The organism is Burkholderia sp. 3C (genome assembly GCF_054589155.1).
Genome location: NZ_BAAILN010000092.1, coordinates 331,356 through 345,762, shown reverse-complemented (window position 1 = coordinate 345,762; position 14,407 = coordinate 331,356). Strand labels below are relative to the sequence as shown.

12 protein-coding genes and 1 pseudogene are annotated in these 14,407 nt (G+C 68.5%); 9 read left to right on the top strand and 4 right to left on the bottom strand.

Annotation, left to right across the window (positions count from 1 at the left end):
* From ACYP33_RS17855 to ACYP33_RS17840, 4 genes and pseudogenes are all read left to right on the top strand, one after another.
* Nucleotides 1-151 (top strand): annotated as a pseudogene (locus ACYP33_RS17855) (sugar kinase); the annotation flags it as partial.
* A gap of 275 nt (nucleotides 152-426) precedes the next feature.
* A complete protein-coding gene (gene bktB / locus ACYP33_RS17850; RefSeq protein ID WP_414445402.1) occupies nucleotides 427-1,614 on the top strand; it encodes a beta-ketothiolase BktB in 1,188 nt (395 codons plus the stop codon).
* A 34-nt stretch (nucleotides 1,615-1,648) separates the two neighbouring features.
* A complete protein-coding gene (locus ACYP33_RS17845) occupies nucleotides 1,649-2,281 on the top strand; it encodes a hypothetical protein (protein WP_459623063.1) in 633 nt (210 codons plus the stop codon).
* Between the two features lie 237 nt (nucleotides 2,282-2,518).
* Nucleotides 2,519-3,697, top strand: coding sequence for a cystathionine beta-lyase (locus ACYP33_RS17840; RefSeq protein WP_459623062.1), 1,179 nt, complete (start codon nucleotides 2,519-2,521; stop codon nucleotides 3,695-3,697).
* Nucleotides 3,698-3,794: 97 nt separating this feature from the next.
* Here ACYP33_RS17840 and serB read toward each other — a convergent pair whose 3' ends face one another.
* Complete coding sequence (serB, locus tag ACYP33_RS17835; RefSeq protein ID WP_459623060.1) at nucleotides 3,795-4,640, bottom strand: phosphoserine phosphatase SerB; 846 nt, start codon at nucleotides 4,638-4,640, stop codon at nucleotides 3,795-3,797.
* Between the two features lie 177 nt (nucleotides 4,641-4,817).
* Entirely contained in the window at nucleotides 4,818-5,780 is a 963-nt protein-coding gene (locus tag ACYP33_RS17830) for a LysR family transcriptional regulator (protein ID WP_459623058.1), read from the bottom strand.
* A gap of 117 nt (nucleotides 5,781-5,897) precedes the next feature.
* Here ACYP33_RS17830 and ACYP33_RS17825 point away from each other — a divergent pair, with 117 nt between their 5' ends.
* Together ACYP33_RS17825 and ACYP33_RS17820 are read left to right on the top strand one after the other, a co-directional pair.
* Nucleotides 5,898-6,914 carry a zinc-binding alcohol dehydrogenase family protein gene (locus tag ACYP33_RS17825; RefSeq protein WP_459623056.1) on the top strand — a complete coding sequence of 339 codons (1,017 nt, stop codon included), beginning with the start codon at nucleotides 5,898-5,900 and terminating at the stop codon, nucleotides 6,912-6,914.
* A gap of 266 nt (nucleotides 6,915-7,180) precedes the next feature.
* On the top strand, nucleotides 7,181-7,723 hold the full coding sequence (locus ACYP33_RS17820) for a DUF6013 family protein (protein WP_459623054.1): 543 nt from the start codon (nucleotides 7,181-7,183) through the stop codon (nucleotides 7,721-7,723).
* 25 nt (nucleotides 7,724-7,748) lie between these two features.
* Here ACYP33_RS17820 and ACYP33_RS17815 read toward each other — a convergent pair whose 3' ends face one another.
* Together ACYP33_RS17815 and ACYP33_RS17810 are read right to left on the bottom strand one after the other, a co-directional pair.
* Nucleotides 7,749-8,567 carry an ABC transporter permease gene (locus tag ACYP33_RS17815; protein WP_414451816.1) on the bottom strand — a complete coding sequence of 273 codons (819 nt, stop codon included), beginning with the start codon at nucleotides 8,565-8,567 and terminating at the stop codon, nucleotides 7,749-7,751.
* Nucleotides 8,564-9,313: an ABC transporter ATP-binding protein gene (locus ACYP33_RS17810; RefSeq protein WP_459623052.1), complete on the bottom strand. Its 750-nt coding sequence runs from the start codon at nucleotides 9,311-9,313 to the stop codon at nucleotides 8,564-8,566. The genes ACYP33_RS17815 and ACYP33_RS17810 overlap by 4 nt, the downstream gene beginning before the upstream one ends.
* A gap of 131 nt (nucleotides 9,314-9,444) precedes the next feature.
* Between ACYP33_RS17810 and ACYP33_RS17805 the strand changes: the two genes are divergently transcribed.
* The 3 genes from ACYP33_RS17805 to ACYP33_RS17795 form a co-directional block, all read left to right on the top strand.
* Nucleotides 9,445-11,760: an AsmA family protein gene (locus ACYP33_RS17805; RefSeq protein WP_459623051.1), complete on the top strand. Its 2,316-nt coding sequence runs from the start codon at nucleotides 9,445-9,447 to the stop codon at nucleotides 11,758-11,760.
* Nucleotides 11,761-11,937: 177 nt separating this feature from the next.
* Entirely contained in the window at nucleotides 11,938-13,530 is a 1,593-nt protein-coding gene (locus ACYP33_RS17800) for an ABC-F family ATPase (protein ID WP_459623050.1), read from the top strand.
* 216 nt (nucleotides 13,531-13,746) lie between these two features.
* Nucleotides 13,747-14,407 (top strand): nitronate monooxygenase (locus tag ACYP33_RS17795; protein ID WP_459623049.1); only part of this gene is annotated, 661 nt, incomplete at its 3' end.

Below are 14,407 nucleotides of genomic sequence, written 5' to 3'. Positions count from 1 at the left end.
TGGCGCGTTCGTTGCGCGGATCGTCGCCGGCGACGATCCGTTCGAGGCCGCGCGCTACGCGAATGCGGCCGCCGCGCTGTCCACCCGTGGCTACGGCGCGGTCGCGCCGATTCCCGATGCGGATGCGGTCCGTGCCTTGTTGAACGGCTGAATTGCGGGCTGGCCGAGCGGCTGCCGAATAGCCGAATAGCCGGCTGATCGAACGGCTGACTGAGCGGCTGACTGAGCGGCTGACGAAGGGCCGAATAACCGTCTGACTGAAGGGCCTGATTGAAAGACCCGACTCGGCCAGTCGCCGAACGGCCGATCCGCCCGCCGTCATGACCTGCCGGCTGCCGGCCCCCCGCCGGTCGAGGGAATCCTCGATTGCCGCGCCCGGCATCCGTATTACCCTGCGGATCACTCACAAACGACATCGGAGGCAACATGCAACGCGAAGTGGTGGTGGTCAGCGGGGTGCGTACCGCAATCGGCGGGTTCGGCGGCAGCCTCAAGGATTTCTCGCCGACGCAGCTCGGCGCGCGCGTGGTGCGTGAAGTGCTCGATCGCGCGGCGCTGAAGGGCGACGAGGTCGGGCACGTGGTGTTCGGCAACGTGGTGCATACCGAGCCGAAAGACATGTATCTCGCCCGCGTCGCGGCGATCGACGGCGGCATCGCCCAGCACACGCCCGCGCTGACGGTGAACCGGTTGTGCGGCTCGGGCCTGCAGGCGATCGTGTCGGCGGCGCAGGCCGTGCTGCTCGGCGATGCCGAGATCGCGGTGGCCGGCGGCGCGGAAAACATGAGCCGCGCGCCGTACACGATGCCGGCCGCGCGCTTCGGCCAGCGCATGGGCGATGCGAAGATCATCGACATGATGCTCGGCGCGCTCCACGATCCGTTCCAGTCGATTCACATGGGCGTGACGGCCGAGAACGTCGCGGCCAAATACGGCATCACGCGCGAGGCGCAGGACGCGCTCGCGCTCGAATCGCACCGTCGCGCCTCGCACGCCACCCGATCCGGTTACTTCAAGAGCCAGATCCTGCCGATCGAGATCGGCTCGAAGAAGGGCACGGTCCTATTCGATACCGACGAGCACGTGCGCCACGATGCGGCCGCCGAGGATTTCAGCAAGCTGCGCCCGGTGTTCGCGAAGGAAAACGGCACGGTCACGGCCGGCAATGCGTCGGGCATCAACGACGCGGCCGCGGCGGTCACGCTGATGGAGCGCCGCGTGGCCGAGGCGCGCGGCCTGAAGCCGCTCGCGCGGCTGGTGTCGTATGCGCATGCGGGCGTCGATCCCGCCTACATGGGGATCGGCCCCGTGCCGGCCTCGCGCAAGGCGCTGGAGCGGGCAGGCATCGCGGTTGCTGATCTCGATGTGATCGAGTCGAACGAGGCATTCGCGGCGCAGGCCTGCGCGGTGGCAGCCGAACTCGGTTTCGATCCGGCTCGCCTCAATCCGAACGGCTCGGGCATCTCGCTCGGCCATCCGATCGGCGCGACGGGCGCGCTGATCACGGTCAAGGCGCTCTACGAACTGCATCGCGTCGCGGGCCGCTATGCGCTCGTGACGATGTGCATCGGCGGCGGGCAGGGCATTGCCGCCGTGTTCGAGCGCATGGACTGATTTCAATTCCCCGGTAAAAAAGGAGTACCCCGACGTGGCAGCAGCAAGCCGAATCCGATTCCTCCGACTCCACCTCGCGGCGGCGTTGACGGCCGCGTTGGCGGCCGGCGCGGTGCATGCGCAAACGTCGCAGCCGTCCCGCCAGCCGGCCGCGCCGGCTACCTCGGGCGCCTCGACGACCGCCGCCGCGGCAGCCGCGGCCGCGGCGCCGCCCGAGCGCGACGACACGGCGCCGGCCAAGCCGTTGAAGCCGGACCCGGCGCTCGAAAAGCTGCCCGGCTACGAAGGCACGCTCGGCGGCCGCGCGATCGTCGTGCATCTCGGCCCGAAGGCGAATGGGTCGGGCGTGCACGGCGAATACCGCTACGTCGATACGGGCCAGGTGATCCTGCTCGCGGGCGACCGCGACGGCGACATGCTCGAAATCGAGGAGTCGAACGACGGCACCAACATCACGGGCGTCTGGACGGGGCACTTCGATGCATCGGGCGCGCTGTCGGCCGACCGCATGAACGCCGACGAATCGGACCCGCAGCCGGTCGTGCTGAATCCGTCGGCGCCGGCCAAGGCGACCCACGGCGCGGCAGCGCCGGCCGCTTCGGCCCCGGCGGCCCGCTCGTCGGGGCGTCCGGTCGGCGGCGTCGGCAATCTCTCGACCGGCGGCTGATTCAACGCCGCATACCGTCTCGGTCATCACCCGTCGGGCCTCGCCGCGCAACGTACCGCGCCGCGAGGCCCGATGCTTTTAGACGATGGCCCATGACGTACATGACGTACCGGGTGGCCGTCCGGGCACCGGCTCGGCACGCCCGCCGCCGACTGTACCGGGCCAAGCCGCGCGAATCGGGCTACCCTGTGCGGACCGTTTTTCACCACGCGGCCCATCCGGCCCATCGATTCCGACATGACCGATACCCCTCAGCAACGCGCGCTCCAGACCCGCATCGTTCAGCCCGAAGGCGAACTGCCGCCCGGTTGGGCGTCGTTCGTCACGCCGGTGGCGCGCGCCTCGACCGTCGTGTTCCCCGATCTCGCCACGATGCGCGCGCTCGACTGGCGCGAAGACAACGCCTGGCGCTACGGCCTGCACGCCACGCCCACCTCGCTCGAACTGGCGCGCCAGCTCGCCGTGATCGAAGGCGGCGCGCATACGCTGCTGCAGCCGTCGGGGCTCGCCTCGATCACGAACGTCTACTTCGGCATCACGAAGGCCGGCGACGACGTGCTGATCCCGCACAACATCTACAACCCGAACGCCGACCTCGGCAACTGGCTGGCCCAGGATTTCGGCCTCGGCGTGCGCTATTACGATCCGCTGATCGGCCCGGGCATCGCCGAGCTGATTCGCCCCGAGACCAAGCTGCTGTGGCTCGAAGCGCCCGGCTCGGTGACGATGGAAGTGCCCGACGTGCGCGCGATCACGGCGGTGGCGCGCGCGCGCGGCGTGGTCACGGCCATCGACAACACCTATTCGGCAGGCCTCGCGTTCAAGCCGTTCGAGCACGGCGTCGACATTTCGGTGCAGGCGCTGACCAAATACCAGTCGGGCGGCAGCGACGTGTTGATGGGCGCGACGATCACGGCCGAACGCGCGCTGCACGAGCGGCTCAAGCTCGCGCGCATGCGGCTCGGCATCGGCGTGTCGGCCGACGATTGCTCGCTCGTGCTGCGCAACCTGCCGAACATGAAGGTGCGTTTCGAGGCACACAGCCGTACCGCGCTGGCGCTCGCGAAGTGGCTCAAGACGCGCCCCGAAATCGCCACCGTGCTGCATCCGCAGCTATCCGATTGCCCGGGCCACGAAGCGTTCATGCGCGATTTCACGGGGGCGGGCGGTTTGTTCTCGGTGGTGTTCGATGCGCGCTACAGCGCGGCGCAAATCGACCGTTTCGTCGAGGCGCTGGAACTGTATGCGATCGGCTGGAGCTGGGGCGGCGCGCACAGCCTGGCGATGCCGTACGACGTCGCGGCGATGCGCCCGAGCTGGACGCAGGGCACGCTGGTGCGTTTCTATATCGGCCTGGAAGACGAAGCCGACCTGCGCGCCGACATCGAACGCGCGTTCGCGGCGACGCTCGGCTGAACGCAGTCGAATAGAACGAACTGGCGGTCGCCAAAAACGAAACAGCGCATCGGCCGCTCGGGCCGATGCGCTGTTTTCACGTGTGCCGCCGATGCGTTCAGAACAGGCGCAGCAGCCCGTCCAGCCCGACGTAATCGAACGCGACGCTGGCCGCTTCGCGCACCACCGGCTTGGCGCGGAACGCCACCGACAGGCCGGCCGTCGCCATCATCCTGAGATCGTTGGAGCCGTCGCCCATCGCGATCGCGCGCGAGGGCTCGATGCCGAGCGCGGCGCAGGTTTCGCGCACCGTGCGCGCTTTCACCTCGGCGTCGACGATCTCGCCGACGACCTTGCCGGTCAGTTTGCCGTCGACGATCTCGAGCGTGTTCGCGTAAGTGAAATCGAGGCCGAGGCGCGCCTTGAGCCGCTCGGTGAAGAACGTGAAGCCGCCCGATACCAGCAGCGTCTTCAGGCCCGCGGCCTTCGCGCCGGCCAGCATCGCCTCGGCGCCCGGCGACAGTTGCAGGCGTTCGTCGTACACGCGTTCCAGCGCGCTCGCATCGAGCCCGGCCAGCAGCGCGACGCGGCGCGTCAGGCTTTCGTTGAAATCCTTGATCTCGCCGCGCATCGACGCTTCGGTGATCGCCGCGACCTGTTCCTTGAGGCCGCAGAACGCGGCGATTTCGTCGATGCACTCGATCGTGATCAGCGTCGAATCCATGTCCATCGCCAGCAGGCCGAAATCGGCGAGTTGGCGGCCCGCGTCGACGAACGCGTAATCGAGGCCGTGCGTGCCGCAGTACACCGAAATATCGGGCTGCTGGGCCGGCTTGGCGTCGTCGAAACGGATCGCGTGATCGTCGATCGTCACGAGGCGGGTGCCGCGCGACAGCGCGAACAGCGTTTTGTGATGGGCGGGGGACAGCGGCGCGGGGCTTTGAATGACGAGATTCGTGGTCATGACGTGTCGCGTGGGACGAAAGCGGCGCGGCCAGGCGCGCCGGAAGAGGCCGTATTGTAGCCGGTCGGCATGACCGGCCGGCCGGTTTCGGCGGGGGGCTTCGGTCAGGCATCGGCCCGCCGTGCGGGTCCCATCGGTCCGACATCGGCGCGACGTCGGTCCGCGATCAGCCCGCGATCACCGCGACCCGCCGGGGGGATCGCGATCCCAGTAAGGCGGATCGCCGAAGTGCTCGGCGATGAAGTCGATGAACGCGCGCAGCTTGAGCGGCACGAACGCGCGGCTCGGGTAGACGGCCCAGATCGCCGACGGCTCGGCCAGCGGGTAATCGGCGAGCACCGGCACGAGCGAGCCGTCGCGCAGGTTCGGCCCGATATCCCAGGTGGATTTGACGGCGATGCCGAAGCCGTCCACCAGCGCCTCGCGAATCGCCTCGCCGTTGCTGGCCACCAGCCGGCCGCCCACGCGCACCGTCAGCGGCCCGGCCGGCGTTTCGAAGGCCCAGTCGCGCTGCTCGCCGAGCACCACGCATTCGTGGCGCGCCAGCTCCGCCGGGTGATGCGGGGTGCCGTGCGCGGCCAGATAGGCCGGCGAGGCGCACACCATGCGCCGGTTGACGGCCAGCCGCCGCGCCACCAGCGTCGAATCGCGCAGCGCGCCCACCCGGATCGCGACGTCGATGCCCTCGTCGACCAGATCGATCACCTCGTCGGACAGCCGCAGGTCGAGCGACACCTGCGGATAGCGGCGCAGGAACGCGGGGATCACCGGCGCGACATGCTGCCGCCCGAACGACGACGACATCGACACGCGCAGCCGCCCGTGCGGCTCGGTGCGGGCGCGCCCGACCGCCGCGCGCGCGGCCTCGGCGGCGTCGAGCAGCGCCTGGGCGCGCGAGAGGAACAGCTCGCCGTCCTGGGTCAGCGTGACGCGTCGCGTCGTGCGGTGCAGCAGCCGCGCGCCGAGCTGGCGTTCGAGCTGGGCGAGCCGGGCGCTGGCGACCGTCGCCGACACGCCGAACTCGCGGCCCGCCGCCGACACGTTGGCGAGCAGCGCCGCGCGCACGAACAACGCCACGTCGAGCAGGTCGAGCGGCTTGTCGGGCGCGGCGGCAGGGGACGTGCTGGTTGCATCGCTCATTATCAGGAAAACCCAAAAAATGTTTCCTGGATTATGTCGGTTTTTCGGATGGATCGGGCCGCGTAGGATCTCGTCATCGATGCACGACGCTGCATCCGACCCAACCCGGAGAACCGCATGAAAGCCATTGCCCTGACCCGTTACCTGCCGATCGACGATCCGCAATCGCTCGTCGATGTCGATTTGCCCAAGCCGGAAGCCACCGGCCGCGACCTGCTCGTCAAGGTCGAGGCGATCTCGGTGAACCCGGTCGACACCAAGGTCCGCGCGCCCAAGGGCAAGGTCGAGACGGCCCCGCGCGTGCTCGGCTGGGACGCGGCCGGCACGGTGGCCGCCGTCGGTCCGGACGTGACGCTGTTTCGCGTGGGCGACTCGGTGTACTACGCCGGCAGCATCACGCGCCCCGGCGCGAACAGCGAATTCCATCTGGTCGACGAGCGGATCGCCGCGCTGAAGCCGGCCACGCTCGATTTCGCGCAAGCCGCCGCGCTGCCGCTGACGGCGATCACGGCGTGGGAAGCGCTGTTCGACCGGCTCAAGGTGTCGCCGCAGGGCCGCGACGCCGGCAAATCGGTGCTGGTGATCGGCGGCGCGGGCGGGGTCGGCTCGATCGGCATCCAGCTCGCGAAGCAACTGGCGCAACTGAAGGTGATCGCCACCGCGTCGCGCCCCGAATCGGCGCAATGGGTGCGCGAACTGGGCGCCGATCACGTGGTGGACCACTTCGGCGACCTGCCGGCGCAAGTCCGTGCAGCCGGCTTCGAGTCGGTCGATTACGTGCTGATCTTCAACGATACGGACCGCCATTTCCCGGCCGCCGCCGAGATCGTCAAGCCGCAGGGCGCGATCTGCTCGATCGTCGAGAACGCCAAACCGGTGCCGGTGGAGCTGCTGAAGGCCAAGAGCGGCGCGTTCCACTGGGAATTCATGTTCACGCGAGCGATGTTCGGCACGCCCGACATGGTCGAGCAGCACAAGCTGCTGACCGAGGTGGCGCGGCTCGTCGATGCCGGCACGCTGCGCGGCACGGTCGGCCAGCAGCTCGGCACGATCAACGCGGCGAACGTGCGTGAGGCGCACCGCCTGCTCGAAGCCGGCCGCGCGATCGGCAAGCTGGTGTTGAGCGGGTTCTGACGCGAAGCCGGGTGCGACGGCGCCGATGATGCCGTCACCACCGGTTGCACACGGCGGCCGCCACGGCAATGCGTGGCGGCCGTTGCCGTTTACGGCCCGCCGCCGGGATCGAGCCGTCCTGCAAGCCGCGCGCATGCTGCGCCGCCGCACCGGCAAACCCGCCGAACGCGTCGCTTGCGACTAGACTGGATAACCGCGTGCATCGTGTCGTGCCATCGCCATCACAACCAGGCGCCGCCCCGGCGTCGAGACCTCAGGAGGACAGCATGAGCCTGCGCAATCCGTCCGTCGTCGTCTGCTTCGCCGCGCTCGCGGCAATCGCCAGCACCGCGCACGCGGCGCCGCCCGTCGAGGGCAGCAACAGCGGCGGCAACGACGGCCAGCTCCAGTACACGGTGAAGGTCGATTCGAAGCGCTTCGGCGCGTCGCAGGAAACGCGCAAGATCCGCTCGGGCGAGACCGACGACTTCAACTGGAAATCGGTGCCGCCGAGCGGCGCGGTCGCGATGCCGGATGGCTGCCCCGATACCGATTCCGCCCCGCGCGACGCCAACGGCGCGATGGTGCGCCAGACCCAGGTGCGGCTCGCGCCGTCGGTCGACGCCAAGGGCATGGCGACCGTGCAGGTCAGCTTCCAGGCCAGCGCGCCCGACGGCAGCGCGTCCGTCACGGTCGGCGGCAAGACGCTGCAGTGCCCGAAGGCGGTCACCGTCAGCGAGGTCAAGCGGGTGTCGATCTCGACCAAGGGCGGCGCGAAGACCCTGGCGATGCGCGACGGCACGCACGTGACGGTGTCGATCCAGCCGTGAGCACCGGGCGGTGACGCGTCGGGCGTTACCGCGCGCGCTTGCGCGCCTTGCGCTCGATGAGCCGGTGCGCGAGAAAGCGGTGATCGGCCGAGAACAGCCGGCGATAGGTCATCAGCACCGCGCCGACGGTGCCGAGCGCCGAGGCCGCCGCGATCAGGAACATGATCACGATCTGATAGCGCACCGCCTGCAACGGCGGCTGGCCGGCCAGCACCTGGCCCGTCATCATGCCGGGCAGGCTGACGATGCCGACCACCGCCATCTGGTTCAGCGTCGGCATCATGCCGGCGCGCACCGCCTGCCGGGCCGCTTCCTGCGCGGCTTCCCAGCGCGTCGCGCCGAGCGCGAGCGCGGTTTCGATGCGGTCGCGGCGCGCGGTCAGCTCGCCCGTCATCCGCTCGACGCCGAGGCCCACGCCGGTCAGCGCGTTGCCGAGCATCATGCCGAGGATCGGAATCGCGTATTGCGGCTCGTACCACGGATGGATGCGGATCACGACGAACAGCCCGATCGCGCCCACCGCCCAGGTGCCGGCCCAGATCGACACGATGCTGTCGATGCGCTGGCCCGCGTAGGTGCGCTCGCCGCGCCCCGCGCCCGCGAAGCCGGCCACCAGCGTCATCAGCATCATCAGCGGCAGCACCACGTACCAGCGCGGGTTGCCGAATACCCAGCCCAGCACGTAGCCGATCGCCAGCAACTGCACGACGGTGCGCACGGCGGCCAGCGCGAGCTGGCGCCCTAGGCCGAGCGACAGCGCGAACGACAGCGCGCCGTTGATCGCCACCAGCGCGGCGGCGATCGCCACGTCGCCGAGGCTCAGGTCCTGCAGCACGGGGCTCATTGCGTGGCTCCGGGCGCGTGCCGGCTTGCGGCGGATGGCTTATCGATGCCGCGGCCGTGGTCGCCTCTGTCTTCACCGAGCACGCCCGCGCGCATCGTCACGTGACGCGTGCCGACCCGCGCGGCCTGCGCCGGATCGTGCGAGATCCACAGGTACGCGCGCGCCTCGGGCGCGGCTTCGAACCAGGCCTGCACGAGCGCCTCGATCGCGTGCGCCGATTCGGGGTCGAGCGCCGAGGTCGGTTCGTCGAGCAGCAGCACGTCGGGATCGAGTTGCAGCACGCGCAGCAGCGCGGCGATCTGCGCCTCGCCGCCGGACAGTTCGCTCGCCGCCTTGTCGAGGAAATCGTCGGCGCGGCCCGCGCGGCGCGCCAGATCGACGGCGCGCGCGCGGTCGAAACGCACATCGCGATACACGGCCAGCGAGTACGGATAGCGCAGGATGTCCTCGATCACGCCGGCATCGATCACGGCGGGCCGCTGGCGAACATAGGCGACGCTGCGGCGGTACTGCGTGATCGATGCACGCGCAACCAATGCGCCGCGCCAGCGCAATTCGCCGCCGTCGAGCGGATCGAGCAGGGCGAGCGCGCGCAGGAACACGCTCTTGCCCGAACCGGACGGGCCGGTGACAGCAATGCGCATGCCCGGCTCGACGAGAAAATCGGTCGGCGCGACCAGATCCCGCTTGGCAATTGGGTCGCGGCGGGTCAGGCCGCGGGCTTCGATCAGGCCGGCAGATGTCATAGATGCAAGAAAAGGTAAATGGGGCTGGGGTGCCGAAGCGCGGTGCCATAATACCGAAACCTGAGTTTGAGTCGTCCCGTCAAGGCTGTGCGGTCGATGGCCTGTCTCGAAAAGAAAAACTGGAGCCCGGCATGACGCTTACCCGAGTCATCGGCAAATCGGCGGCCTGGATCGTCGGCATCCTCGTAGTGCTGATCGCCGCGCTCGTCGTCTTCGTTCTGATGTTCGACTGGAATCGCGCGCGCCCGTACATCAACGAGCGCGTCAGCACCGAGATCGGGCGGCCGTTCGCGATCCAGGGCGACCTCAAGGTAGGCTGGCGCCGCCCCGACGGCGAAACCGGCTGGCGATCCTGGATGCCCTGGCCGAGCTTCACGGCCAACAACATCGTGGTCGGCAACCCGGACTGGACCCAATCCCCGCATTTCGCCACGCTGGACGCCGCGCATTTCGATCTCGCCGTGCTGCCGCTGCTCGCGCATCGCGTGGTGATTCCGTCGATCGATATCGTCAATCCCGCGATCGACATCGAGCGGCTCGCCGATGGCCGCAACAACTGGACGTTCTCGATCAAGCAATCGGGTCAGCCGTCCACTTGGAAGGTGGAGTTGCACAATTTCGGGTTCGCGAAGGGCAACGTGACGTATCGCGACGCGATCACCAAGGCCGATCTGAACGTGGCGATCGACACGCTCGGCCAGCCGATTCCGCTCGGCGACGTGCTCAAGCAGCAGGAAGCCACCTCGCGTGCCGCGTCGGCGCAGCGCGTCGGCAAGGCCGGGGCCGCGCAACTGACCAAGAAGATCGAGGCGGCTTCGGCGGCGGAAGCGGCTTCGGCTGCTTCGGCGGCGTCCGCCGCGCAGGCCGATTCGGGGGCCTCCGGTGTGTCCGGTGTGGCAGACGCATCCGGCGTCACTGCGGCAGCCTCGTCCGGCTCCACCGCCACCGCATCGTCCGCCGCGAGCCCGGCCTCGGCCGCCAGCGCCGCCGCCGCGCGCCCGCCCGCGCCCACCTACGCGTTCGGCCTGGTCGTCAAGGGCCGCTACAAGAACGTGCCGATCTCCGGCACCGGCAAGATCGGCGGCGTGCTCGCGCTGCGCGACGCGGCCCAGCCGTTCCCGCTGCAGGCCGACGTCAAGGCGGGCGACACGCGGCTCGCGATCGTCGGCACGCTGACCGACCCGATGCAACTGGCCGCGATCGACCTGCGGCTGTGGCTGCAGGGCACCAGCATGTCGCATCTGTACGCGCTGACCGGCGTGACGCTGCCCGACACGCCGCCGTACGCCACCGAGGGCCGGCTGATCGGCCAGTTCCGCCCGAACGCCAGCACCTTCCGCTACGAGAATTTCGACGGCCGCGTCGGCGGCAGCGACCTGCACGGCACGATGACGTTCGCGCAGCGCTCGCCGCGACCGCTGCTGTCGGGCGAACTGGTGTCGAACCTGCTGCAATTCTCCGACCTCGCGCCGATCGTCGGCGCCGACAGCGCCGCCAGCAAGCGCGCGCGCGGCGACACCTCGAAGCAGCCGTCGGACCGCGTGCTGCCGGTCGAAACGTTCCGCACCGACCGCTGGAAGGCGCTCGACGCCGACGTGAAGTTCACCGGCCGCAAGCTGATCAAGAGCAAGAGCCTGCCGATCACCAATCTCTACACGCATGTCGTCATGCAGGACGGCGTGCTGGCGCTCACGCCGCTGCGTTTCGGCGTGGCGGGCGGCACGCTGTCCACCGAGGCGCATCTCGACGGCAGCGGCACGCCGCTGAAGGGGCGCTTCACGGTGTCGGCGCGGCACCTGAAGCTCAAGCAGTTGTTCCCGAGCGACAAGGTGATGCAATCGGCGCTTGGCGAGATCAACGGCGACGCGACGCTCGCCGCGCGCGGCAATTCGCCGGCCGCGCTGGCTGCGACCTCGACCGGCGAGGTCAAGGCGCTGGTCACCGACGGCGCGATCAGCCGCCTGCTGATGGAGGCGGCCGGGCTGAACGTGGCGAACGTCGTCTACGAAAAGCTGTTCGGCAACCGCGACGTGAAGATCAATTGCGCCGCCGTCGATTTCGTCGCCAACGACGGGCTGATGAATTCGAAGCTGTTCGCGCTCGACACCGACGACGCCGTGATCCACGTGGACGGCAACGTGAACCTGCGCGACGAGGGCATGGACCTGCAGATCCATCCGCAGACCAAGGGCTTCCGCGTGTTCTCGCTGCGTTCGCCGCTCTACGTGAAGGGCACGTTCAAGAACCCGAAGGTGGGCGTGAATGTCGGCGCGCTGGCCTTGCGCGCGGGGGCGGCGGTCGGCCTCGGCCTGCTCAACCCGTTCGCGGCGCTGATTCCGCTGATCGCGCCGAGCCACAACCGCGACGTGCCGTGCTCGGAGCTGTTCTCGCAGCTCAACGCGCCGGCCGCGAAGAAGGCCGCCGCGGCCGCGACCTCGAAGAAGTAAGCGGCGGCGGGCAGGCGGGCGGGGCGCATCGGCTCCGCTAGCGCCGCCGGCCCGGCTGCTCGCGGGGCCGGATCGCACGGCGCCCGTAGGCTTGGCATTGGCGCCGCGCCCCAGTGCTTCACCGAGACCTGCTAAAATGTCGGGTTTACGTCGATCCAACACATTACGGGCCTCGCTGTGCTTTCTACCGCCAACATCACGATGCAATTCGGGCCGAAGCCCCTGTTCGAGAACATCTCGGTCAAGTTCGGGGAGGGCAACCGCTACGGCCTTATCGGCGCGAACGGCTGCGGCAAATCGACCTTCATGAAGATTCTCGGCGGCGACCTCGATTCGAGCGGCGGCAACGTCACGCTCGAGCCGAACGTCCGCCTGGGCAAGCTGCGCCAGGATCAATTCGCGTACGAAGACGTGCGCGTGCTCGACGTCGTGATGCAGGGCCACACCGAAATGTGGGCGGCCATGACCGAGCGCGATGCGATCTACGCGAACCCGGAAGCCACCGACGACGACTACATGCACGCGGCCGAACTCGAAGCCAAGTTCGCCGAATTCGGCGGCTACGACGCCGAGGCGCGCGCCGGTTCGCTGCTGCTCGGCATCGGCATCGAGGAGCATCTGCACAACGGCCTGATGAGCGAAGTCGCGCCGGGCTGGAAGCTGCGCGTGCTGCTCGCGCAGGCGCTGTTCTCGAAGCCGGACGTGCTGCTGCTCGACGAGCCGACCAACAACCTGGACATCAACTCGATCCGTTGGCTGGAAGACACGCTGAACCAGTACAACTCGACGATGATCATCATCTCGCACGATCGCCACTTCCTGAACTCGGTCTGCACGCACATGGCCGACATGGATTTCGGCACGCTGAAGGTGTGGCCGGGCAACTACGACGACTACATGCTCGCGTCGGCGCAGGCGCGCGAGCGCCAGGCCAACGCGAACGCGCGCGCCAAGGAGCGCGTGGCCGAACTGCAGGATTTCGTGCGCCGCTTCTCGGCGAACAAGTCGAAGGCGCGCCAGGCCACCAGCCGCGCCAAGCAGATCGACAAGATCAAGATCGAGGAATTCAAGCCGTCGTCGCGCCAGAACCCGTTCATTCGCTTCGAGTTCGAGAAGAAGCTGCACAACGTGGCGGTGGTGGCCGAGGACATCACGAAGAAGTACGACCGCACCATCTTCAACCGCTTCAACCTGTCGGTGCAGCCGGGCGAGCGCATTGCGATCATCGGCGAGAACGGCGCGGGCAAGACCACGCTGCTGCGTGCGCTGCGCGGCCTGCTGGAGCTCGATCACGGCACCGTGAAGTGGGCCGAGAACGCGAACATCGGCTACATGCCGCAGGACACGTACGAGGAATTCCCGAAGGACGTGACGCTGATGGACTGGATCGACGATTACCGCAAGGACGGCGACGACGAAACGGCCGTGCGCGGCACGCTCGGCCGCCTGCTGTTCTCGGCGGACGACATCAGGAAATCGGTCAAGGTGCTGTCGGGCGGCGAAAAGGGCCGCATGATCTGGGGCAAGCTGATGCTGGGCCGCCACAACGTGCTGCTGATGGACGAGCCGACCAACCACATGGACATGGAATCGATCGAGTCGCTGCAGATCGCGCTCGAACAGTTCGAAGGCACGCTGATCTTCGTGTCGCACGACCGCGAGTTCGTCAACGGCCTGGCTAATCGCATCATCGAGGTGCGTACGGATGGCTCGCTGAACGATTTCGGCGGCAACTACGAAGATTTCCTGGCGACGCAGGATAAGGCGTAAGCCTTCAGGCATGTCGCGCCGGCTGAAGCCGGCAAGCTTCACGCGCAGGGCGCGGTGATCCATGATCGCCGCGCCCTTGTTTTTTCAACGCTGCATTTCCCATCCTCTTTCGCTTTCCGCTCCCGCCCGCACCAAGCATTTGACCCGCATCAACCCTCGGCATTGACCATTCCCCGATCATCGAGCCTTTCCGACGCCGCCCATAAGAGGTTTCCGATGAGTCTGTCCCGTTCCTTTCCGCCGCTGACGATTCGCGGTCGTTCGCTGCTTCCCGTCGTGCAGGGCGGCATGGGCGTCGGCGTGTCGGCACATCGGCTGGCCGGCAGCGTCGCGCGCGAAGGGGCGCTCGGCACGATCGCCAGCATCGATCTGCGTCATCACCATGGCGATCTGCTCGAACGCTGCCGCGCGCAGCCGGGCCGCGAGACGCTCGACGCCGCCAATCTCGACGCGCTGCGTCGCGAGATCGCCCGCGCGCGAAGCTGGAGCGAGGGGCGCGGCATGATTGCCGTCAACGTCATGAAGGCGGTGCGCACGCATGCCGATTACGTGCGCGTGGCCTGCGAATCGGGCGCCGACGCGATCGTGATGGGCGCGGGCCTGCCGCTCGATCTGCCGGAGTTGACCGACGGGCACGACATCGCGCTGATCCCGATCCTGTCGGATGCACGCGGCATCGCGCTGGTGCTGAAGAAATGGATGAAGAAGGGCCGCCTGCCCGATGCGATCGTGATCGAGCATCCGGCCCATGCGGGCGGCCATCTCGGCGTGGCGCGCATCGAGGACGCGAACGACCCGCGCTTCGATTTCGCGCGCGTGCTCGGCGAGGCCGGCGAGACGATTCGCGCGCTGGGGCTGGCGCGCGAGGCGATCCCGC

Coding starts and splice junctions, on each gene's coding strand:
- bktB (WP_414445402.1), top strand. CDS start 427: ATGCAACGCGAAGTGGTGGTGGTCAGCGGGGTGCGTACCGCAATCGGC.
- ACYP33_RS17840 (WP_459623062.1), top strand. CDS start 2,519: ATGACCGATACCCCTCAGCAACGCGCGCTCCAGACCCGCATCGTTCAG.
- serB (WP_459623060.1), bottom strand. CDS start 4,640: ATGACCACGAATCTCGTCATTCAAAGCCCCGCGCCGCTGTCCCCCGCC.
- ACYP33_RS17830 (WP_459623058.1), bottom strand. CDS start 5,780: ATGAGCGATGCAACCAGCACGTCCCCTGCCGCCGCGCCCGACAAGCCG.
- ACYP33_RS17825 (WP_459623056.1), top strand. CDS start 5,898: ATGAAAGCCATTGCCCTGACCCGTTACCTGCCGATCGACGATCCGCAA.
- ACYP33_RS17820 (WP_459623054.1), top strand. CDS start 7,181: ATGAGCCTGCGCAATCCGTCCGTCGTCGTCTGCTTCGCCGCGCTCGCG.
- ACYP33_RS17815 (WP_414451816.1), bottom strand. CDS start 8,567: ATGAGCCCCGTGCTGCAGGACCTGAGCCTCGGCGACGTGGCGATCGCC.
- ACYP33_RS17810 (WP_459623052.1), bottom strand. CDS start 9,313: ATGACATCTGCCGGCCTGATCGAAGCCCGCGGCCTGACCCGCCGCGAC.
- ACYP33_RS17805 (WP_459623051.1), top strand. CDS start 9,445: ATGACGCTTACCCGAGTCATCGGCAAATCGGCGGCCTGGATCGTCGGC.